This is a genomic window from Planococcus sp. VCh962 (assembly GCF_057748275.1).
Genome location: NZ_JBYLHS010000001.1, coordinates 460656 through 481949, shown reverse-complemented (window position 1 = coordinate 481949; position 21294 = coordinate 460656). Strand labels below are relative to the sequence as shown.

At 45.1% G+C, this 21294-nt stretch carries 16 protein-coding genes and 1 other RNA gene; 2 read left to right on the top strand and 15 right to left on the bottom strand.

Annotated elements, in window-relative coordinates:
* Positions 1 to 69: 69 nt before the first annotated feature.
* The gene (locus AC3AQ9_RS02490; RefSeq protein WP_488306810.1) at positions 70 to 570 is read right to left on the bottom strand and encodes a cupin domain-containing protein; all 501 of its coding nucleotides are present in this window, start codon (positions 568 to 570) and stop codon (positions 70 to 72) included.
* Entirely contained in the window at positions 570 to 1289 is a 720-nt protein-coding gene (locus AC3AQ9_RS02485; RefSeq protein ID WP_488305868.1) for a nucleotidyltransferase domain-containing protein, read from the bottom strand. The genes AC3AQ9_RS02490 and AC3AQ9_RS02485 overlap by 1 nt, the downstream gene beginning before the upstream one ends.
* 108 nt (positions 1290 to 1397) lie before the next feature.
* Here AC3AQ9_RS02485 and AC3AQ9_RS02480 point away from each other — a divergent pair, with 108 nt between their 5' ends.
* Positions 1398 to 2195 (top strand): TIGR00266 family protein, encoded by a 798-nt coding sequence (locus AC3AQ9_RS02480; RefSeq protein WP_488305867.1) that lies wholly within the window; start codon positions 1398 to 1400, stop codon positions 2193 to 2195.
* 58 nt (positions 2196 to 2253) lie between these two features.
* Here AC3AQ9_RS02480 and AC3AQ9_RS02475 read toward each other — a convergent pair whose 3' ends face one another.
* Positions 2254 to 2463 (bottom strand): hypothetical protein, encoded by a 210-nt coding sequence (locus AC3AQ9_RS02475; protein WP_488305866.1) that lies wholly within the window; start codon positions 2461 to 2463, stop codon positions 2254 to 2256.
* Positions 2464 to 2521: 58 nt separating this feature from the next.
* The gene (locus AC3AQ9_RS02470) at positions 2522 to 4096 is read right to left on the bottom strand and encodes an amidohydrolase (RefSeq protein ID WP_488305865.1); all 1575 of its coding nucleotides are present in this window, start codon (positions 4094 to 4096) and stop codon (positions 2522 to 2524) included.
* A gap of 181 nt (positions 4097 to 4277) precedes the next feature.
* Here AC3AQ9_RS02470 and AC3AQ9_RS02465 point away from each other — a divergent pair, with 181 nt between their 5' ends.
* Positions 4278 to 5615 carry a hemolysin family protein gene (locus AC3AQ9_RS02465; RefSeq protein ID WP_488305864.1) on the top strand — a complete coding sequence of 446 codons (1338 nt, stop codon included), beginning with the start codon at positions 4278 to 4280 and terminating at the stop codon, positions 5613 to 5615.
* A gap of 60 nt (positions 5616 to 5675) precedes the next feature.
* Here AC3AQ9_RS02465 and AC3AQ9_RS02460 read toward each other — a convergent pair whose 3' ends face one another.
* The 11 genes from AC3AQ9_RS02460 to AC3AQ9_RS02410 all read right to left on the bottom strand — a co-directional run bounded on the left by AC3AQ9_RS02460 (position 5676) and on the right by AC3AQ9_RS02410 (position 21254).
* Positions 5676 to 6608 carry a sulfurtransferase gene (locus AC3AQ9_RS02460; RefSeq protein WP_488305863.1) on the bottom strand — a complete coding sequence of 311 codons (933 nt, stop codon included), beginning with the start codon at positions 6606 to 6608 and terminating at the stop codon, positions 5676 to 5678.
* A 3-nt stretch (positions 6609 to 6611) separates the two neighbouring features.
* Positions 6612 to 10193 carry a dynamin family protein gene (locus tag AC3AQ9_RS02455; RefSeq protein ID WP_488305862.1) on the bottom strand — a complete coding sequence of 1194 codons (3582 nt, stop codon included), beginning with the start codon at positions 10191 to 10193 and terminating at the stop codon, positions 6612 to 6614.
* 136 nt (positions 10194 to 10329) lie between these two features.
* Positions 10330 to 11088 (bottom strand): SDR family NAD(P)-dependent oxidoreductase, encoded by a 759-nt coding sequence (locus AC3AQ9_RS02450; RefSeq protein WP_488305861.1) that lies wholly within the window; start codon positions 11086 to 11088, stop codon positions 10330 to 10332.
* Positions 11089 to 11304: 216 nt separating this feature from the next.
* Complete coding sequence (locus AC3AQ9_RS02445) at positions 11305 to 12807, bottom strand: carboxypeptidase M32 (RefSeq protein WP_488305860.1); 1503 nt, start codon at positions 12805 to 12807, stop codon at positions 11305 to 11307.
* A 54-nt stretch (positions 12808 to 12861) separates the two neighbouring features.
* The gene (locus tag AC3AQ9_RS02440) at positions 12862 to 14769 is read right to left on the bottom strand and encodes an ATP-dependent DNA helicase (protein ID WP_488305859.1); all 1908 of its coding nucleotides are present in this window, start codon (positions 14767 to 14769) and stop codon (positions 12862 to 12864) included.
* Between the two features lie 50 nt (positions 14770 to 14819).
* Positions 14820 to 15956 carry a THUMP domain-containing class I SAM-dependent RNA methyltransferase gene (locus AC3AQ9_RS02435; protein ID WP_488305858.1) on the bottom strand — a complete coding sequence of 379 codons (1137 nt, stop codon included), beginning with the start codon at positions 15954 to 15956 and terminating at the stop codon, positions 14820 to 14822.
* Between the two features lie 521 nt (positions 15957 to 16477).
* Positions 16478 to 16859: RNase P RNA component class B (rnpB, locus tag AC3AQ9_RS02430), an RNA gene on the bottom strand.
* A 49-nt stretch (positions 16860 to 16908) separates the two neighbouring features.
* Entirely contained in the window at positions 16909 to 17202 is a 294-nt protein-coding gene (gene gpsB, locus AC3AQ9_RS02425; RefSeq protein ID WP_488305857.1) for a cell division regulator GpsB, read from the bottom strand.
* Positions 17203 to 17366: 164 nt separating this feature from the next.
* Positions 17367 to 18614, bottom strand: a complete 1248-nt coding sequence (locus AC3AQ9_RS02420) for a ribonuclease H-like domain-containing protein (RefSeq protein WP_488305856.1) — start codon at positions 18612 to 18614, stop codon at positions 17367 to 17369.
* Positions 18615 to 18621: 7 nt separating this feature from the next.
* Positions 18622 to 20892 (bottom strand): DEAD/DEAH box helicase, encoded by a 2271-nt coding sequence (locus tag AC3AQ9_RS02415; RefSeq protein ID WP_488305855.1) that lies wholly within the window; start codon positions 20890 to 20892, stop codon positions 18622 to 18624.
* Entirely contained in the window at positions 20889 to 21254 is a 366-nt protein-coding gene (locus tag AC3AQ9_RS02410) for a YppE family protein (RefSeq protein WP_488305854.1), read from the bottom strand. Before AC3AQ9_RS02410 ends, AC3AQ9_RS02415 begins: the two co-directional genes overlap by 4 nt.
* Positions 21255 to 21294: the final 40 nt, after the last annotated feature.

Sequence of the window (21294 nt, the reverse complement as noted above, 5' to 3'; positions counted from 1 at the left end):
TTTCCTCATCCTTTATTTGTGCATTTTTTCTAGTTTAGCATTCTTTTACAAGATCCGAAACAGGCTTGATCACTCCGGAAGCTTATCATAAGCCATTTTTTTGATGACTTGCTCATGCTGGGGATACTGAGCCAGCAGTTCCTGTTGGCTGAACAGTTCGAAATCAGCAAAGTCGAAACCCGGTGCCACCATGCAGCCGACCAGAGAAAAAGCATTTTCTTGTTCTACTGAAGAGCCGAATATACTGCCGCTTGGCACCAGAACTTGCGGTTTTTCGCCATTTTTGATATCCAGTCCCAGCTTTTCCACACGGTAGTCGCCGCTTTTATCGATGATATGGACAGACAGCGCACTGCCGGCATGGAAATACCAGAGCTCGTCAGACTTCAAGCGATGCAGATGCGAAATATCATGGGAGCGCAACAGAAAATAAATGCTTGTATAAAGCGGCCGTTCTGCCGGATGCGTCCCCGGAAAAATTAGTTGTTCCGACTCGAAGGATCTTTTGTAGAAGCCGCCTTCCGGATGTGGCTCCATCTTTAATTGGTTAATCATGTATTCTGCATCCATCATCGATCCCTGCTTTCTTTTCCAATTGTAAATCCATCAAAAAGCCTGCCTCCGTATGTATGCAATACCGTTTCTGCCAATTGAATGACTGCTTCTTTTTCGGCGGTCCGGTAATAACTTTCAAACGCTTCGATAAAACGTGCTGCAAATTCATAATCGTATCTTTTCAAGGCCCGCACCAGCCATTTTGACGTTCCGGTCCACTGCCGATTAATTCTCAGCACGAACTCACTCAGCTGTTCTGCTAATGCATTGGCTATAAACAGTTCTTCCGCACGGTTGCTGCACCCGATAAAGTCTTCCAAAACATCTGTCAAAAAATAGCGTTTTTGTTCCACTTCCTTACTGCCCCATTCTGCCGGGCCATTTTGCAGCAGCTGCCGGACTTCCTCCTTAATAGACTCTATGACTCCCATATCTTTCAATATAACTCCTTCTACCACCATATTAGGCAAAGAAGGATGTCCTCTTTGACAGTCGCTATCAAAATAAGCTTGATAAGAAGTCAAATTATGAACAAAAACTTCAACGGGCCAGCCATTTTCCATCAACGACTCTCTATAAGAAGACATAATATTATTATCAAATACCACTAAATCTAAATCCGAGGTCTTGGTTGCTTCGCCTCTGACTACACTGCCTGCAAGCAATGCCGCCTTGCAATCCGGAAATAATCTGTCGATCAGCTGTTTCGCTGTTGCAAACGCATGATTGTCCATTTCCTGCATCATTCCCTTTCATTATATTTTCATTCATTTTTTGAAACTTTCTTAACTCTCACTCCGTATTCATTATATAGCAAAATTAAAACGCCAAGGAGGAGCAAAATGAATAACCACGAAATCGATTTTAAAATACACGGGGATGATCTGCAATTTGTTGAAGTGGAATTGGATCCGAATGAAACCGTCATTGCCGAAGCAGGCGCTTTGATGATGATGGAAGACGGCATTGTGATGGAGACCATTTTTGGTGATGGCTCCAAAGCCGGCGGATCGGGCATCATGGGCAAATTGATCGGAGCCGGTAAACGGGTCATTACAGGGGAAAGCTTGTTCATGACGACTTTCACCAACCAAGGAACCGGCAAACGCCACGTATCCTTTGCTTCGCCGTATCCCGGCAAAATCATTCCAATGGACTTGAGCACGCTTGGGGGGAAAGTCATTTGCCAGAAAGACGCCTTTTTGGCGGCCGCTAAAGGCGTCTCCATCGGCATAGAATTCCAGCGCAAACTCGGGACCGGCTTTTTCGGAGGCGAAGGATTCATCATGCAAAAGCTGGAAGGCGACGGATTGGCTTTTGTCCATGCCGGTGGAACGCTTTACCGCAAAAACCTGCAAAAAGGAGAAGTGCTGCGTGTCGATACCGGCTGTCTCGTTGCCATGACTGCCGACGTCGAATATAATATCGAAATGGTCTCCGGCGTCAAAACGGCCTTATTCGGCGGAGAAGGATTGTTTTTTGCAACACTTCGAGGCCCTGGCAGCGTCTGGGTGCAGTCATTGCCGTTCAGCCGGCTCGCTAGCCGCGTCTTTGCAGCGGCTCCCCAGAACCCTGCCGGACGGTCCCAAGGCGAAGGCAGTGTGGCGGGTGGATTATTCGATTTGCTTGGCGGAAAATAAGCATAAATAGACAAATTAAGACCCGGAGCCATTTTAATGCTTCGGGTCTTTTGAGTTTTCACTTTTTGCGTTTTTGCATTTCTTCAACCGCTCCAGTGAATTTATCAAAATCGAATTCCAAGCTGTTCGGTTTATAGAAAAACAAGATCGATTCTTTTTCGCCTTGAGCGAGCATGTGGTCCACTACTGCTTTTGGGCTCTTCATATTAATGCCTGCCTGATCAGCATCTGCAAGCTTGTCTAAAATCCCATTCGGTATTCCCGGCATTTCGTCAACTCCCTTTGTCGTTGAGACGGAGGCATTTATGCCAGCCAATCCTTTTATTTTACTTTTGTTTTTTCTGATACATGATTTCCCCGGCAACAACCGTCATTTCTGCTTGAGCTTCCAAAATCTGTTCTGGCGGCCCTTCGAATAAATCACGGTCAAATACAGAAAAGTCAGCGTCAAAGCCTTCAGCAATCCGTCCTCGCTCATGCTCTTTGTAAATGGCCGCTGCGCTTCCACTCGTATAGAGCTGGATCGCTTCGAAACGGCTCAATTTTTCCTGCGGCATATAACCTTCATGCGTTTCATATGGCTTTCTCCGGGTAACGGCCGCATAAATGCCAAGAAGTGGATTTACTTCTTCAATCGGTGCATCTGATCCCCCCGCACAAATCAGCCCTTTATCGAGCAAACTCTTCCACGCATAGGCCCATTTAATTCGTTCTTCACCGAGCCGTTCAATGACCCAAGGGAAATCAGAAGTGGTGAAACTCGGCTGCAAATCCAAAGCCACATCTATTTTTTGCATCCGATCAACGAGATCTTCACGAACGACCATGGCATGTATTAAGCGGTCGCGTTTGCCTTTCGGTACGGGATGCGCTTCGATGGCATCCAGCGCCTTTTCCATTCCCAAATCGCCAATTACATGGACAGCAACGGCTTCGCCGTGCCGGCGCGCCATTGCGACCAGCTCTTGTAATTCCTGATCTGAATGAATGGCAACTCCGCTCGTTGACGGGTCGTCGTTATAAGGTTTGCTGAGCAGCGCCGTTTTTCCGCCGATAGAGCCATCGGCAAAAATTTTCATGGCGCCTGGGTCAATAAACGGTTCATGGTATTCGGCGCTTTCCATCATTTTTTCAAAGACGCTGTGGGCGCGCAATAAATGAGCACGGAATTTGATGTCTCCGCCGATGACGTTCTTGAAAGCCTGCAGCGGCCTTGTATAATCGCCATAATAGCCCATATCTTCCGTATGCGCACCAGTCAGGCCAAGCGCCAGTAAATCTTCTACTGAAGTTTTCAAGGCGTTTGTCAAATAGTTGATGCTGACTTCCGGAATTTGGCTGGATACCAAGTCTTGTGCAGCATCCAGTAAATATCCGGTCGGTTCCCCGTCATTATCACGGACGATAACACCGCCTTCAGGGTCAGGTGTATCTTTTGTAATGCCTGCAAGTTCCAAAGCGCTTGAATTGGCCAGTACCGCATGGCGGCATACGCGTTTCAGCATCATTGGCGAGCGGCTTATTTCATCCAGTTCCGTACGGTGAAAAATTTTCCGGTCCGGGAAATTATTTTCGTTCCATCCTTCCCCGATAAACCAATCACTTTCTGAAAGATTGGCTGTAGAACGGATCAATTGATTTTTCATTTCTTCAGATGAATCGATTTTGGACAAGTCTACACGCAACAATTTCTCTCCGTGCCCGATCATGTGCATATGGCTATCTACGAATCCCGGATAAAGCACTTTGCCTGCAAGATTCACTTCCTTATCTGCCAAGCCCTTCAGTTCTTCGTATGTACCTGTTTTTTCTATTTTATCGCCGGATACTAAAACCGCTTCGGCCGTTTCGCCTTCCGTTGCCATTGTGTAGATTACTCCCCCATGCCATAAGGTTTTCATGTTGTCACTCCTTTTCTAAATATAATGATAAATCCATTTTCCAGCTTATACAACTACTATCCATTTCCAAGCAGCAAAAATGCGTTCCGAAACTTCCTGACACGAAATAACGACTTTTTATGATATAATTAAGATACATTTTTTGAAAGCAGAGGTGAACCCTCCAAGCCGGAGGGACCAATTGGACAGTATACTCATATTGAATTTGTTTTTGGTAGTTTTGTTAATTGCTTTAACCGCTTTGTTTGTCGGATCTGAATTTTCGATTGTTCGTGTGCGGACTTCCCGCATTGACCAATTAATTTCTGAAGGCAATAAAGGCGCGATGAAGACGAAAAAGATTGCGGATAATCTCGATTACTATTTATCGGCGTGCCAGCTTGGCATCACTGTAACAGCACTCGGTCTTGGATGGCTCGGGGAACCTACTGTTGAGCGCCTGCTCCATCCGGTTTTTGAGAATTTCGGCATTGGAGACCCAACTGCCTCTATCCTTTCGTTTACCATCGCATTTGTAGCCGTCACTTATTTCCATGTGGTGCTGGGTGAATTGGCGCCAAAAACGCTGGCCATTCAGTATGCTGAAAAAATGGCTTTGTTCTTTTCAGGTCCACTGATTCTTTTCGGTAAAATCATGAATCCCTTTATCTGGACGATGAACGGTTCCGCCCGCCTGCTCTTGCGTGCATTCGGCATAGAACCGGCAGATCATGAACAAGCCCATTCCGAGGAAGAACTGAAAATTATCATGACCCAAAGTTATCAAAGCGGCGAAATCAATCAAACCGAACTAGCGTATATGCAGAACATCTTTTCTTTTGATGAACGCAGTGCAAAAGATATCATGATTCCCCGAACCCAGATGGAATCCATTTCACTTGAAATGAGCCATGATGATCTGATGGAAATTGTGCGCGAGCATGAATATACCCGTTATCCGGTTACAGAAAACGGTGATAAAGACAATATTTTGGGCTTTATCAATGTAAAAGAAATGCTGACAAATTATACTATTACCGAAGACATGAAACAAAGTGTAGTTGTCCATGACATACCTTTTGTTATGGAAGCTGCTCCAATACAGGATGTTTTAAGGACGATGCAAAAAGAGCGGGTCCATATGGCAATCGTCATCGATGAATACGGCGGAACTTCTGGTGTAATTACGATGGAAGACATTCTGGAAGAAATCGTCGGCGAAATCCGTGATGAATTTGATGAAGATGAACGTGATGAAATCAAAGCATTGGACATCAACAACTACTTGGTGAACGGCAGAGTCCTTTTGTCAGACCTTGAAGAACGTTTTGGCATAACTTTTGATGACAGTGAAGATATTGATACGATCGGCGGCTGGGTCCAATTGAAGAATATTGATATCCACGAAGGCGAAAAAGTTGAATTGCCGAATCACACGATCACTGTAAAAGAAATGGAAAACCACCAGATCATTACGGTATTATTAAGCCGCAAAGAAACGATTGATTCTGATAAAGAACCCGTCGAAATAAACGAATAAGCTTCTCTACAAAAGAACACCACCTGCCCATAATCCGAGCAGGTGGTGTTTTGCTGTCCGTTATTCTTTTTTATCAATCAAAGATTTTTCATATTCGAATTTCTTCATCAGCATTTCGCCCGAAAACCCTTCTTCAATCAAGCGGGCCAAAATGTCTTTTGAATCGTCATCTGTCGGGTCCGGCTGATCTTCCCGATCAATCTCCACGACATTGTCTTCATTCCGGATCCAATCGGAAAAGCTGCCGGTATACAGGCGGAGTGATTCATGCCCTTGTTCAGCAAGTGCAGCATACAGCCCGGCAGCTGAAACTCCGCTGCCGCAGTAAATGACTGCAGGCTCGTTTTTTTGCAACACCGATGAAAAATCGGCATCATCGATAAATTGCTTATGTTTCACCAGCTGCTCCAAATCAAAATTGCGGGCTCCTGGAATTCTGCCCGCTACAGGATCAATGGGCTCTTCAATTCCCGCATAGCGCTTAGCAGAGCGGGCATCTATCAATACCCCTAGTTCGTCGCCATTGATGACTTTTTTTACATAGTCCTGATCAGCATAAATGGAGTCGTTAAAGGATAACTCAATATTGCTCTGCGGAAAGCTTGGCGTTTCGCTTGAAACTTCAATACCTTGTTTTTTTAAGGCTTCAAATCCAAGTTTACTGATATATGCCTTTTCAAATCCGGCATACTTTAGCAGCCACCAGGCACGGGCGGCATATGCTGTGCCGCCTTGGTCATAAATGACGACTGCATCTTCATATGTCAATCCGTTTCTGTGGATCAACTCAGCCACTTGTTCTTTTGAAGGCATAGGATGCCGCCCTGCATCAGAAGCCATATCAGACAGATTTTCATTCAAATCCCAGAAAACCGCGCCTTTTACGTGTTCATTAGCATATGACTGCCTTCCACTTTCTGGATTAAGAAGCTCAAATCTTGCATCAATCCATCTGTAATTTTCGGTGTCCGTCGTTTTAATAAAAACTGTCATTGCTTACACCCTTTCAGCTAACAAATTAGAAAACAGTTCTTTCCACTTATCCAATATTTCTTGCTGTTGCAGCAACGTGCGCTCTGACTCGATTTGATCGATCGCTTGCCTTAAAATGTGCTGGCGCAAGCCTTCCGCTTCCTGGTCGATCCAAGCGTCTGCCCATTCCCCGAGCTTCACTTTTTCTCTCTCTAGATATTTTAACGCATCGGGTTCCATTAAAGCTTGCAATGCGTCACGAAGTTTTTCTTTTTCGTTTTTCTCGAAAAAGCTTCGATTGTTTTTATAATACGTTTTTACAGCTGAATAATCTTTATTGGCAAATGGCCGCCCCACTTCGACAGCCGCCGCTTCTTCCACTTCATATGGCGTGAATGAAAAATCAGGGTTCATGTCTTTTAGTTTCGCGGTATCATCTTTGAACCGGGCCGCAATTTTCTTTTCGATAAACTGGGCCAAACGGAAGTTGGTGACTCGCAGTTCTTGCTGGAAATCAAATGCGGTCATTTCCGTCATTTCCTGCAAGGCCGTATCCAATGCTTGCTGAGCTGATTTACCGGAGAACACAGAAGGATTGAAAGCTTCTTTGAAAAAGTCATTGAATCGGTAGAAAACCCGCTGATTAACGTAATACAGAAGTTCACTCAACTCCTGCAGCGCTTCTTGAGATAAGATGCGTGCCGGCGATGCACTGAACAAGATCCGCAATTGCTGTTCAAGCCGCTTCAGCTCTTCAAGGCGCTCATCTTTGCGCAGAAGATTTTTTTCCGTTTGGGCAATCAATCCCTGGAAACGGTCAATTGCTTTTTGTTCTTCTTCGGCCAATGATTGGACAGCCATCCCTTTTAACTCATCTTTCAGGAAATGCTGGAACGCCGTTTCGAATTCCGGCATGCCGGACACTTCACGGTCCCGCAAAGCCATTAAACTCGAAACCCCATAAAGGCGTGGGAAACGAATGCCAAAACGAAGCAATTCATCCTGGACATATTGAATGACTTCATTTTTTTCCTGTTCATTATTTGCCAAGTCTATCGCGTTGACGACAAAAAACATCTTATCCATTTCAAACGCATCTTTGACACGTCCCAATTGAATCAGGAATTCACGGTCTGCACGTGCAAATGCATGGTTATAATACGTGATGAACAAAATCGCATCCGCGTTCCGGATGTACTCAAATGCCACATTGGTATGGCGCGCATTGATGGAATCCGCTCCCGGAGTATCTACAAGCGTCACACCGCTGCGCGTCAGATCACAATCGTAATAAAAATCGATTTCATCGACAAAACAGCTTCGCTCTTCTTTTGCGACATATAAACCGAACTCTTCCCGGTCCGTTCGGATGGTTTTGCCCAGCTCTCCTTTAAAGTAAGGGTAGCCTTTGCGGAATGCTGTAATAAACGATTTATGGACTTGCTGCTCTGTCGCTTCATTAACCGGTAAATTAGCTGATTTATCGAAAGCCTCTTCCAAAGAGCTGACAGCTATGCCGAGAGCCTGGAAGGAATTCTGCACATCTTCTGTCATTTGCGACACTGTTTTCAGCCGGACATCAGCTGTTTCGTGAGGATGGTCTTTTGAAACCGGCCGGATGCGGTTGATGGTTGCCGTTGTCGGATTCGGTGATACCGGAAGCACCGTTTCTCCCATTAAGGCGTTGGAGAAAGACGATTTCCCAGCGCTGAAAGCTCCGAACAAGGCAATCGTAAATTCCTGATTTTGAAGCCTTCCTGCTTTCCGCTTCAAGTACTCCGCTGTTTCGGCAAACCCTTTGATTGATCCGATGATTTGCGCTGTGCGGCTGGCCCGTCCAATGACTGTCCCTTCGTCATAAACTGCAAGAGAACGGCTTTCGGATTGTGCCGCTTCTTCAGTTGATTGCACGGTTTCCGGTTCCAACATGGAAGGATCAAATTTGACCATTTCCTCAATTTTAACTTGGAAACTTTCTTGCCAATCCTGGACTTTTTCTTCTGCCGCTTGCTTTTGTTTTGGAAGCATCGCAGAAAATGCTCTTTTCACTTTATCGATGCTTTCTTCCATTTCTTCTAATGTCTTGATGGCCAGCACTTTTTGGTTTAATTGCTCGGCTTTCATATCGATTTCCGTACTTACATCATCTGGCAATCCATTAAATTTTTCTTCCTGGGCATTTTTCCAAGTTTCTGTTTCACGGATAAACCATCGCTGTACGGCAGTCGAAATGCTGCTTGCAAAATTCAGCACAGCATCTCCCGTGATGGAAGCACCGCGTGGCACCTGCTCTTCAACTAATGAAAACGGCACGTCAAAAACCAATTCATCTATAGCCAGCGATGCTGTGTCCGTTAAATTTCCTGCATCTTTTAATGAGGCTTTCATCAATTTCTTTAGATGAGAAGTGATTTGTGATGCAACGACAGATGACAATCTGTCTTGAACTTCCACTTTCCGCAATTGCCGTTCTTCCTGTGTTTTCTTGGCACTGAACAGCAATCCGACTTTGAAATTCGGCTGCACCGACTCTAAATAATTGGTCAAGGCATGGCGCAATTCATAAGGCATGATATTCGAGTTTTCCAATAGCTGTTTACGGCTTTTCTCAAAATTTGTTTTCCAGTCTTCAAAATCCATGACTGATAACCGGCGTGACACCGATTCACTTTCTCTTTTCAAATCTTCCCGCATCATCCACTCTTCTTCAGTAAGTACTGAGGAAAAAGCCTGCAGCCGTTCATTTTTTTCATCTTCCAGGAATTTGAGATGCTCGTCTTTCAGCTGCTGTAGGGCAGATTCAGCCGCTGTCCCCACATGGCCTTGCCAACCTTCCATAACAGACGATACCAATTCTTTAACTTGTTCAAAATCATTTCCAGGGTGTGCAAAATCTTTTAATGAAGTGAAAAAGATTCCTTTCGGTACAACTCCCCATGCTGCAAACGAATCATAGACCGACTGGGTAAACTCTGAAAAAGGCAATTCGCTGTCCTGGTGCTTGTCGATCTGGTTGACAATCAAATACAAATCCGTATATTTTTGCAGCTCTTTGGTGAAATTAAAGTTCAGCTCGGATTGCACATGGTTATAATCCATGACATAAAACACCATATCTGCAACGTGAAGAGCCGATTCTGTAGACATCCGATGGGCATCATCCGTCGAGTCAACTCCCGGTGTATCCATCACCGTTATGCCTTCAGGCAGGACAGAATCTTCATGGCCGATATCGATCTGTGTGACTTCTCCGCTTTTGCAGAAAGCTTTAACTGCTTCAAAATCATAGTTCTCAGGGAAATACACCGGTTTTTGATTTTTCAGATTGACGATGGCGAAATCGCCATCGGCTTTATGGACATTGACGATATTGGCACTGGTAGGAATCGGGCTCGAAGGCAAAAGCGTCTCTCCGGTCAGCGCATTGATCATCGAAGATTTCCCCGAAGAGAAATGGCCGGCGAATCCGATGATGAAATTATTCTTTAAAATCTTTTTTGCAAATAATTCGGCTTTCGCCGCGCGTTCTGTGTCTTCATTCTCCTCGAATATATGATACAGTCTTGCCGTCTCGATTAAACTCTCTTTATGCTTTAGCGCTGTCATGTTGCAAAACTCCTTCATCGAATACTGCTACTATCATATCATTTTTTACACTTGAACGAAAAAAATCCTTTTCGTTTAAGAAAAGGATTTTAATGGCGATTCCTTAATGTTAATTCATAGAATGGATTGGCGGATCTTAAGAGAAACCATGGATGGTCATGCCGCCGTCCACAAATAAGGTTTGGCCGGTTATGTAACTTGCCGCTTCTGAAGCTAGGAACACCACGGGCGTTGCTACTTCGGGCAATTCTCCAACCCGTTTCATCGGTGTCACTGCAAGAATGGAATCCAAATAATTCTGGTCGCTCAATAACTTTTCCGTTAAAGGCGTTTTGAAATACCAAGGCCCGATCGCATTGACCCGGATATTCTTCGGTCCCCATTCCATTGCCATTACTTTGGTCATTTGTATGATTGCCGCTTTTGACGCCGCATAAACTACACCCGTTTTCAATGCTCGCTCTCCGCCTACAGAACTGATGTTGACAATTGATCCTCCGCTATCCATTTTCTTGGCCACTTCCTGAGAAAACATAAATACGCTGTGGGCATTGGTATCCATGATTTTATGCCATTCGGCGTCACTTGCGTCCGCTAGTGAGGAGCGGATATTCATGCCTGCATTATTGACGAGGACATCAATAGCTCCGAATTGTTCAATTGTTTTTTCTACGGCGTTTTGAATTTGTTCCCTGATGGTTATATCTGCAACGCAATAAGCCGTCCGCCCGTTGCCTATTTCTTTCTGTACTGCTTCGAGATCTGACTCTGTGCGGGCAACGAGCATTACATTTGCACCCGCTTCCGCAACAGCTAATGCAATCGCCTTTCCGATCCCTTTTCCAGCACCCGTGACGATAGCGGTTTTGCCTTCTAAACTAAATGACTTTAACATTGAAAATCCCCTCCTCACTTCATTATAATCAAAATTGTTAATAAATTGGCGTAAATTTGTTTAATGGTCATGCATTCGCCTCGTTGTGAACCAGTTGAGCATAATTGACGCTGAGTTGGGCATATATTGAGTGAAGTTGGGCATAAAGCAATCCCACTTGGGCATAAGACAAAAAAACGGCTTAAAAAGCAGATCGCTTTTCAAGCCGTTCGATTGTTATTTCAACTGGTAGATTTCTGAGTATTTTTGCTCCAGATAGCTGGCTAAATGCTCTGCATTCAAGCCTTCTCCGGTTGCATCCTGCAGAATTTCGAGTGGTTTCTTGACAGCACCGTGTTTGTGGATGTTTTCAGTGAGCCATTCACGGATCGGTGTTACCTCACCGTTTTCCAGCAACTCATCATAATTCGGCAAATCCTTCAGCATAGCGTTTTTGAATTGCGCCGCATAGATATAGCCAAGTGCATAAGAAGGGAAATAACCGAAGCTTGCGCCTGCCCAGTGAACGTCCTGCAATACGCCTTCAGCATCATTCGACGGGCGAATCCCCAAATACTCTTCGTATTTATCATTCCATAAACGCGGAAGGTCTTTTACTTCCACATCTCCATTAAACAGCCCTTTTTCCAGTTCATAACGGATCATGATATGGAGCGCATAGGTCAGTTCATCCGCTTCAATGCGGATCAGCGACGGCTTCGACTCATTGATGGCGCGCCAATAATCGGCAACTTCAATACCCTTGAACTGTTCTGGTGCATAGTCTTTTAATAACTTGAAATTGTTAATCCAGAACTTATCATGACGTCCGACAAAATTCTCAAAGAACAACGATTGGGATTCATGGATGCCCATTGATGCGCCTGTCTCAACTGGCAACCCAGACAATTCTTCTCCCAAATTCTGTTCGTATAAAGCATGTCCGCATTCATGAATAGTGCCAAATACCGCGGTACGGAAATCTTTTTCATCGTATTTCGTCGTCACACGGATATCTTTTCGGTTGATATTGGTCATGAACGGGTGAACCGTTTCATCGAGACGGCCGGCTTCAAAATCATAGCCTAATTGTCCGAGGATTTCATAACTGAAATCGCGCTGTGCTTTTTTCGGAAAATGGCCGAATAGAAAACCGGTTTCAGGTTTGTGTTCTGAATCGGCAATTTTTTGGACAAGCGCGATGATGCGTTCACGCAGTTTCCCGAAAACTTCATCCAGGATTTCTGTCGTCATGCCCGGCTCGTATTGATCAAGCAGCGTATTATAGGCACTGCCGTTTTTCTCGCCCCAATAACCGATCATTTTTTTCGTCGCCGCAACCAACTTTTCAAGGTATGGCTCGAACATCGAAAAGTCCCCAGCAGCTTTTGCATCTTCCCAAACAGATTCCGCTTTGGACTGCAACACAACAAATTCCTTGTATTCTTCAGGCGGGATCTTTTTGCTTAAATCATACTCTTTTCGTGCTTCTTCCACAGAACGGCTCATTACGGGAACCAGCCCGTCTTTTTCCGCTTCCAATGCAGTAAGCAGTTCGCCGAAATTATCCGAAGTCGCCAGCGCGAATAGTTCAGAGGACAAGGTTCCAATTGTCTCGGAACGCAAATCGATGCCTTTTTTCGGTGCACCGGTGCGTAAATCCCAATACAATAATGCAAGGGCTTCCTGATAAGCACGCATTTTTCCAGTATGTTCCACAAATTGTTGTTCAAGCGTCATAATATCACTCCAATCCAGACTTTAAGCCCATTGTAACATAAGTCTTAAGAAGGATTAAAAGTTTTCTGCAGGAACCGGCAAAACTTGATTCCACAAATGTTCAACGACCAATTCCTCTTCATTCAACAATAAGTGAATCTCTCCATAATCGTTCGAAGTCCGGATCAAGCGCCCGATGCCTTGCTGGATGCGCAGCTGCATAAACGGCAAATCAATTTCTTCAAGCGGATTGTTGCTGAATTTGCGTTTCGCTTCGAAAACAGGATCCTGTGGCGGGAACGGCAAGTCGACAATGATGACTTTCGTCAGTGCTTCACCAGGCAAGTCCAGGCCTTCCCATAAGTGATATGAGCACAACACTTGGAATTTGCCTTCCTGGAATTCTTTCACGACTGTCGATAATTCCCGGTCCCCTTCAAATTCAATCGCATATTGGTGGTCAAGAGGCAATGAACGTTTAAAATTATCCATATCCATTTTTGATTTGAACAATACGAGCGTCTGGTCACCTGTTGAAAATAAGTCATAGACACGGCCGAATTTATCGGACTGCAGCAAAGGGTGTTTGAATATTTTCATCACGTCTTCATAGTCGAATGGAGACGGCACTGTAAACGATTGGAAGTCATCAATTCCTAAGCTGTCAGCAATATAGGTAAAGTCTTTTTGGATGGACAATGTAGCAGAAGAAAAGATAATCGGCACTTTGCCGTCAAAGAATTTTTCATCCAGAATATCAGTGACGAGACGCGGCATAATGACCAATGTCTCGATCTCATCTTTCACTTCAAGCCAGTTGATGGCATCGCCTTCTTCAATAAACAGCTTCATCGAAAACGTATAAAGCTCGAAATACTCTTCAGCCAGCTTTAAATCGTATTCCGGGATGGTATACAGTTCCCCTTCGAACACAAATTCCTCCAGCAAATCATTAATTTTCTCGACAAGCTCACGGCCAAGCCCCAACAATTCTGCGGTCTTGCGGATCCCTTTGCGGTCTTCATGGCTCGCAATGGTATTTTTGCGCAGCTCGCGGAAAAAGTCGTTATGCAAATCGATCGTCTGTTCAATCAATCTCAAAGTTTTTTCTCTTACCCCATCAACCATGACGCGTTCTGTGACATTCAACAGCGTCATTTCCTGCACTTCGTAAGTCAATGCCCGTTGAGCCGCGAATTCCAGCAAATGCCCTTCATCAAGAACCACCAAAGAATAATCAGGCAATAGCGGCGTCTGCCCCTCACGTGTGCGTGTTTCTTTTGTCCAGATGTGCTCCATCAGGAAATCGTGAGAACAGATCACTAAGTCTGTCGCTTGGCGGTAATGGTTGCGGTGGATAGTCTGGCCGCATTTATTGCGCAGTTCGCAAGCCTGGCAATTTTGGATAGGATGATAATTGACTTGCTGCCATTCTTCGTCAGTCACATCGGGGTAACTGGAGCGTTCGCCGTAAGGATAGGTATTTTGCATCGAATAAGTTTTGTTGACGAACTCAGGCAAGCTGAATTCGATATCGTCCAGGAAGTCAGCGTCGCTGCGCTTTTGGGCTCCTTCTAAACGCTGAAGGCAAAGGTATTGATCGCGTGATTTTGCCAGGCGGACATCCAGTTTCAAATCGAATAATTCGTTCAACCGGTCGATGTCTCCGCCTTTTTTTACAAGCTGTTCAATTAGCGTTTCATCCGCGCAGGATATCAATGCCGGTTTGCCGGTATAGCGGGCATAGGCAATCGCAGGCAGCAAATAAGCCAAGGTTTTTCCAGTCCCGACTCCGGCTTCAGCGAAAAGTACCGATTTTTCTTTTAATGCCTGTTCAATCTGGAAGGCCATAAATATTTGTTCATCGCGTAAATCAAATCCTTTTTCCGGCAGCTCGTCGTAAAACACGTCACCGATCCAATCGTTTAGCGATTCAAAAAACGTTTTATCTTTGCTTAATGGAAATGGTATAGGCTGTCTCATAAGTTCTCCTCACAGAGAAACGGAAGGGCTCCGGCCCTTCCGTTCTCGAGTCATTTATTTTTTGGCCGTTCTCCCCAGAATTGGAACAAATCTGTGCGAATGAAACCATTGAATAATTTTCGTTTTTTCGTTGCGGGCTGGCCGTAATGCGTCTCGAATTTTTCCATCGAAGAAAGGATATAAATGGACCAAGTCGGATGTTTTGAAAAGATTCGTCCCATATCGCTGATCATCTGTTCAATCACTTCCACTTCACCAATCCGTTCGCCGTATGGCGGGTTGCCGACGACAACTCCATTTTCTTCATGCGTCACAAAGTCTTTGACTTGGCGCTGCTGGAATTGGATGATATCGGCAAATCCGGCTTCACGGGCATTTTCTTCCGCTACTTTGATCATGCGGTGGTCAATATCGGTACCCAGGATGTTCAGCGGTTGGTCGTAATTCGCCAATTCCTCTGCTTCAGCCCGTACATCGTCCCAAATCTGCTGTTTCATCCATGGCCATTGTTCGCTGTCAAAATCGCGGTTATAGCCTGGTGCAATATTTTGTCCGATCATCGCCGCTTCAATGACAATCGTCCCGGATCCGCAGAAAGGATCAACGAACGGACGGTCCGGCGTCCATCTGGAGAGCTTCACTAATGCTGCTGCCAAAGTTTCTTTCAACGGCGCTTCCCCTTGGTCAACACGGTAGCCGCGCTTATGCAAGCCGGCGCCGCTTGTGTCGATCGACAATTGCACTTTATCTTTTAAAATGGAAACTTCAATTTTGAAACGCGCTCCTGATTCGTCCAGGAAGGAGTTCCGTTGATAGGCTTTTTTCAGACGTTCCACAATCGCTTTTTTCACAATCGATTGGCAATCCGGTACGCTGTAAAGCTTCGATTTAACTGATTTTCCCTGAACCGGGAAATTCGCGTCGACCGGAAGGAATTTCTCCCATTCAATCTCTTTGGTGCGTTCAAACAATTCATCAAATGTATAGGCATTAAATTCACCGGCAATGATTTTCACCCGGTCTGCCGTGCGCAGCCATAGGTTCGCTTTTGCGATATCCCGCTCGTCCCCTTCAAAAAAGACCTTGCCATTTTCTGTTTGTGTCTGGTACCCTAATTCTTTTACTTCATCCGCCACAATCGATTCAAGCCCCATAGCGGCAGTTGCTAACAGTTTAAACTTACTCATAACTACTTCCTTTCCTGTTGCAGGTTGTGTCTAATTTTTGTTTACATAATTATTATAATAAAGGATTATTCCTTTTCATACATCACTTCGGCCACTTTGGGCATGGCTCCCGCAAGAAGCCAGGAAGACCACCTGTCTTCTTGCTTCGCCTAGCCCATGGACGCGCCTTCGCTAGAGAGGTTTTCTAGAAAAGAGATAATCACTCAGATTGCTTTCTAATGATTGCTTACTTAGATATGGAGCAGAACAGCGGAGACAGCCGAGACCCTAGCGACTGAGGAGGCTTGGCGCTCGCCCGCAGCTTTAAAACATATGCTCCTGCGCAAGCTCGTCGCGAAGCCACCGGCCGAAATGATTCGGCCGATGGCTTCACAGCTGTTTTGCGGAATATCATCAGATTTAGACAAATAGACCAACATATATTTTTTATCCTTTTTAGGAAAGTTAAGTATATTTTCTGTAATAAGTAGAAAAGCCCCCCTAAAGGAGAGCCTTTGATCACAATTTAAAGCCAAGAGAAATTCTATAAGCCATGTTTTGTTTCCACGTACTCAAACGGCTTGCACCTCGTACTAGTGGATGGCAACCATCTATCTGCATGCCTAAAGCTTGCCTCTTCATCGGTTCATTTCCTTCAGAAAAGTGCCCCTACCATAATTTGGGTTTCTCACTCGCGGGGTTTACCTCGTTCCACCTGCATAATTTCTTATACAGCTCCGTCACTGTGGCACTTTCAGGGTATTTCGGCCATATCCGAAGACTTAGGCGTTCTACCCGCCGTCAACTGCAAAAGCAGCTGCCTTAGCTTATTGTTTCGCTAAGCGCGATCACTACGGCCATCGCAGGTCCGTGTGAGCATGGACTTTCCTCTCCGGTAAAATACCGGAGCGATTGCCTGAATTTCCAATGGCTTTACAAGTATACGTTATTTCATTGAATAATTCAATGAAATTTACTTGTTGTTCAATTTGTTTCCAAAAACATGATTTTCAAGATGAGACAACCGGCGCAAGATATCAAAATTAGTTGTCCCTGGAACTGGAGTCGCCTGTTTTCTTGGCATTTCTTCCAGCTCGGCACGCAAGCGCTTGTTTTCATTTTGAAGCTGTTCAATTTTTTTTGAAAAAATCTCGTAGTCTTGAATAATTTCATCTAAAAAATGGTCTACTTCGTCTTGATTGTAGCCACGCATTCCAGTTTTAAAATCTTTTTCTAAAATATCTTTCGCTGTAAATTTATTGTCCATTTTTATCGTCCTTCCATAAGATGAAACTGCAACTAGTGAAAATTTCCCACTCACATTTTGGTCGCTGACCCATTCGAACTTGTTCGGGCAGCTCTTACTGCCCTTAATACGGGATTAAAAAACCTGCCTTACGCTAAGTATAGCATAAGGCAGGTTTTTCGTGTTTAGTTCTGGGCAACTTCAGGACGTTTTTTTCGCTTTTTACCTTCAAGGCGCAACAGCCTTTTATCGATGTCCTGGATAAGGGAATTTCGGACTTTTGTATGCTGGCTTGCTTCTTTTGCAAGTCCAGCCATGATAACTGCCTGATTCAAATCGCCAAGTTGATGTTCATATAATTTAGAGGCGTGGATCCATGCCTCTACTTCAACAGCACCACGCAAATGAGGAGCCGCTTCTTTAAACAGCCGCACCGCTTCCTCGTGCTGGCCGCTGCGTTTTTTCTGAATTGCCAACATGAACCGGGCAAGCGCCGCTGAACTGCCTCGCTCTTGGGTGACATGTTCAAGGTAGGCAGCACTTTGTTCAAACTGCTTTAAATCGGCGTACCATTTGCCAATATTGGTATAAGCTCCGCTCGTCTCAGATTCCAGATCTTGCATCAGCAAATCCGAGGACAGTACGTACAAAGAGACAAGCGACAAAATATCCAATTCATTGTGATATAAGACTTTTGCCAAGCCATCTGGAAAACCGCTTTTCACAGCATCCAGATAAATCGGCGGAATCAAGTATCCCGGCACGTCCCCTTGCCGTATGAATCCGAGTTTTTCTTCTTCGATCGTACTCAGTTTCATCCGAGCTAATTCATTTTTCCAAATCCGTTTCGTACCGTGGAACAGATCTATTTGCTTCGGAGTTGGCAGCTTTGGCAATACTTGGCGGTGCATCGTCCATCTCGAAGTTAGCTGCGGCCAGTCAAAGCTTTTGCCGTTATATGAAAAAATGATCGGTTCCCCGTCCCGCCATAAGCCGGTCTCATAAAGAAATGCCGCTTCATGTGAAGGGTCGGGCATAATATACTGAGTCATTTCAAAACGATCTTCTTTTTGGGTCAGCAAGCCAATCAGGAAAATATAAGCTCCGGTGCCGCTGAGGCCTGTCGTTTCCGTGTCAAAAAAGACTATCGGGTCTCCTTGCTTCAGCTTGAATGGGTGTTCAAATGGCGTCTGTTCCCAGGCGGCCAAAACCCGGTTCAGTTCATCCAATTGCACTTTGCCGTGCTTTTGGTTGAGAGGATAGTTAATTTTTTTCTCATAGACAAAACCGAATTTGTTTTCTTTCAGTTCCAATCCGATTTTACGCCACTCCTTTTCGTAAAGCGGGCGTTCAATCGCTTTTGCTGCTTGTTTTTTGGCTGGCTGCTTTTTCAGCATCCCTTTCATCTGCAAAAGCTTATTTTCAAAAGACATAGGCTGCTCACCTCTCTTTGCGAAGCTCATTCAGCAACTTAATCACATGGCTTTTCATGCTGATGGCTGCATCCTGCGCTCCGATGCATGATGGACACCCGTCGTGGCATGGACATTCTGATACATGCTGCTGTGCTTTATCCAACAATGGCTGCCATAAATCATAGATCCGTTCACTGATGCCGATGCCGCCAGGATAAGAATCATGGATGAAAAATGATGGCAGATCGTTATGGGTTGATTTGACTTGCGGCACGACATGCACATCCCGGCGGTCGCATTGCACAAAAATCGGGATGAATGACTCAATGGCATACGCAGCTCCTGTCATGGTATCCGACAACTCCGAATCACTAAAGCCTTCAGGTTTTGCAAAGCTCAGCCACGTGGACGATGTATGCAATTCCTCCGCTGGCAATGAAATCGGTCCAGAGCCGATATTGTCATGGGTATCAAAACGGATTTTCTTAAATATAGTCGGCATGGCGAGGACGGCAATGTCGCCGTATTGAACATCCGCGTCATGCAATTTTTTGGTTTTGTCTTCGCTCATCACTTTCAGCTCGACTGCCAGATTGGCATCTGTAAAATAATCGACATCCACTTCACGGACATAGGCTTTCTTCTCTTCCCAGTCCAGGATCTCCACTTGGAACTGAGTGCCTTGGTGCAGATAAATCGCTTCTTCATGCAATAAAGTCATGGCACTGAAACGGTCCATCTCTCCGATGACTCTTGTATCCGCTGGAACGGACTGGTCAATGATGACGACGTTTTCCTGTGAAGCTGAACGCAAAGAAATATCATGTGCCGGAAAGCGGTCACTCATCCAATGCCAGCGATCAGAAGTCCGGACCAGCACGCCTTGCTCCTGCAAATACTCCAGCAACTCCTGTACTTCAAACTCGCCGTATTGATCATCTGTTCTGAAAGGCAATTCAAATGATGCACATTTTAAATGATCCATTAGAATAATGATATTTTCCGGATGGATTCGTGCTTCTTCCGGAGACTGATCGAGCAAGTATTCCGGATGGTTAATGATGTATTGGTCCAATGCTGTGGACTGTGCTACATAAACGACCAGCGATTCATCCTGCCGTCTTCCCGCCCTTCCCGCTTGCTGCCAGGCACTCGCGATGTTTCCAGGATAACCGGTCATGATGCAAGCCTGTAATTGGCCGATGTCGACACCCAGTTCGAGCGCATTGGTGGAAACGACACATTTAATGGTCCCATCACGCAGCCCTTTTTCAATAGCGCGGCGCTCAGTTGGCAAATAGCCTCCCCGATAGCCCTTGATTGATTCATCCTGCAGCTTCGTTTTCGTTATGGCTTGCAGATAAGTGACAAGCATTTCAACACGCACTCGGCTTTTGGCAAAAACAATCGTCTGGATGCCCTGCTTCACCAAATGCGTCGCCAAATCGCGGACTTCCAGAATTGCACTTCTCCGTACTCCGAATGTCGGGTGGATAATCGGCGGATTGTAAAAAACAATATGCTTTTTGCCGGAAGGCGCCCCGTTTTGATCAATTAAAACATGTTCCGTATTGGTCAGGTTCTCGGCAAGTTCTTTTGGATTGGCAATCGTCGCCGAGGTGCAGATAAATATCGGATTGCTGCCATAAAACTCACAAATTCGCTTTAATCGGCGTATTACATGGGCTACATGGGTGCCGAATACCCCTTTGTAAGTATGGAGCTCATCAATCACTATATAATGAAGATTTTCAAAAAGGGACACCCATTTTGTGTGATGGGGCAATATTGCTGAGTGCAGCATGTCTGGATTGGTCATGACAATCTGTCCTGCTTTTCTTACTTTCGTCCGTATAGCCGGGGAAGTATCCCCATCGTAGGTATAAGATAAAATATCCTGCTCGGTTTTTTCAATGAGATCATGCAGGTCGCTTTTCTGATCCTGAGCCAATGCTTTTGTCGGAAATAAATACAAGGCCCGGGCTCCGGGATCATTGAGGATTTTATGAAGCACCGGCAAATGGTAGCAATAAGATTTTCCGGATGCAGTCGGCGTGACGGCTGTAAACGATTTTCCGTCAACTGCCAAATCAAAAGCCTGGCGCTGATGCGTATATAATTGCTCAATGCCTTTTTTGCGGAGTGCCGCTTTCAAGCTTTCATGCATGGCTGGAGGAAAATCTGCGTATGCCGCCGGCTTTTCTTTAACGGTGTGCCAATGCTCGATTCTTTCCATCATATCCGGTTCGGTTTTCCACTCATTCAACAGTTCAGGCAATTTTTTTCTTCTGATCATGTTTCTTCGCTCTTTTCATCGATTGCCAGCATAAAGGTTTGCAAGGTGTATTGCGCGGCTTGAATTGTCTGGATAAAACGCTTTTTGCTGGTCTCTTTATAGAAGCTCTGCACAAAAAACTGTGCCATTCCTTCAGCGGCGTTATCGATTTGTGGTTTATGGACATATTTGGGGCGTTCTTGCTGAATATATAAAAGAGATTCCCGTTGCCATTCATTTATCTTCTCGTGCCAATAATCTGCGTATGGTTTTACATCTTTATAAAAGTCCGGAACCGCATCCCGCTCACGCATATCGTAAAACCGGTCCAGACATTTTCCGCATTCCTCATATAATGCGGAAGAGAGTTCTCTAACTGTCATATTGCGTCCCTCCATTGCCATTAGTTTATCATATTAGCGA

Coding starts and splice junctions, on each gene's coding strand:
- gpsB (WP_488305857.1), bottom strand. CDS start 17,202: ATGGACAATAAATTTACAGCGAAAGATATTTTAGAAAAAGATTTTAAA.
- AC3AQ9_RS02450 (WP_488305861.1), bottom strand. CDS start 11,088: ATGTTAAAGTCATTTAGTTTAGAAGGCAAAACCGCTATCGTCACGGGT.
- AC3AQ9_RS02485 (WP_488305868.1), bottom strand. CDS start 1,289: ATGGACAATCATGCGTTTGCAACAGCGAAACAGCTGATCGACAGATTA.
- AC3AQ9_RS02445 (WP_488305860.1), bottom strand. CDS start 12,807: ATGACGCTTGAACAACAATTTGTGGAACATACTGGAAAAATGCGTGCT.
- AC3AQ9_RS02420 (WP_488305856.1), bottom strand. CDS start 18,614: ATGTCTTTTGAAAATAAGCTTTTGCAGATGAAAGGGATGCTGAAAAAG.
- AC3AQ9_RS02480 (WP_488305867.1), top strand. CDS start 1,398: ATGAATAACCACGAAATCGATTTTAAAATACACGGGGATGATCTGCAA.
- AC3AQ9_RS02475 (WP_488305866.1), bottom strand. CDS start 2,463: ATGCCGGGAATACCGAATGGGATTTTAGACAAGCTTGCAGATGCTGAT.
- AC3AQ9_RS02440 (WP_488305859.1), bottom strand. CDS start 14,769: ATGAGACAGCCTATACCATTTCCATTAAGCAAAGATAAAACGTTTTTT.
- AC3AQ9_RS02415 (WP_488305855.1), bottom strand. CDS start 20,892: ATGATCAGAAGAAAAAAATTGCCTGAACTGTTGAATGAGTGGAAAACC.
- AC3AQ9_RS02410 (WP_488305854.1), bottom strand. CDS start 21,254: ATGACAGTTAGAGAACTCTCTTCCGCATTATATGAGGAATGCGGAAAA.
- AC3AQ9_RS02435 (WP_488305858.1), bottom strand. CDS start 15,956: ATGAGTAAGTTTAAACTGTTAGCAACTGCCGCTATGGGGCTTGAATCG.
- AC3AQ9_RS02455 (WP_488305862.1), bottom strand. CDS start 10,193: ATGACAGCGCTAAAGCATAAAGAGAGTTTAATCGAGACGGCAAGACTG.
- AC3AQ9_RS02460 (WP_488305863.1), bottom strand. CDS start 6,608: ATGACAGTTTTTATTAAAACGACGGACACCGAAAATTACAGATGGATT.
- AC3AQ9_RS02470 (WP_488305865.1), bottom strand. CDS start 4,096: ATGAAAACCTTATGGCATGGGGGAGTAATCTACACAATGGCAACGGAA.
- AC3AQ9_RS02490 (WP_488306810.1), bottom strand. CDS start 570: ATGGATGCAGAATACATGATTAACCAATTAAAGATGGAGCCACATCCG.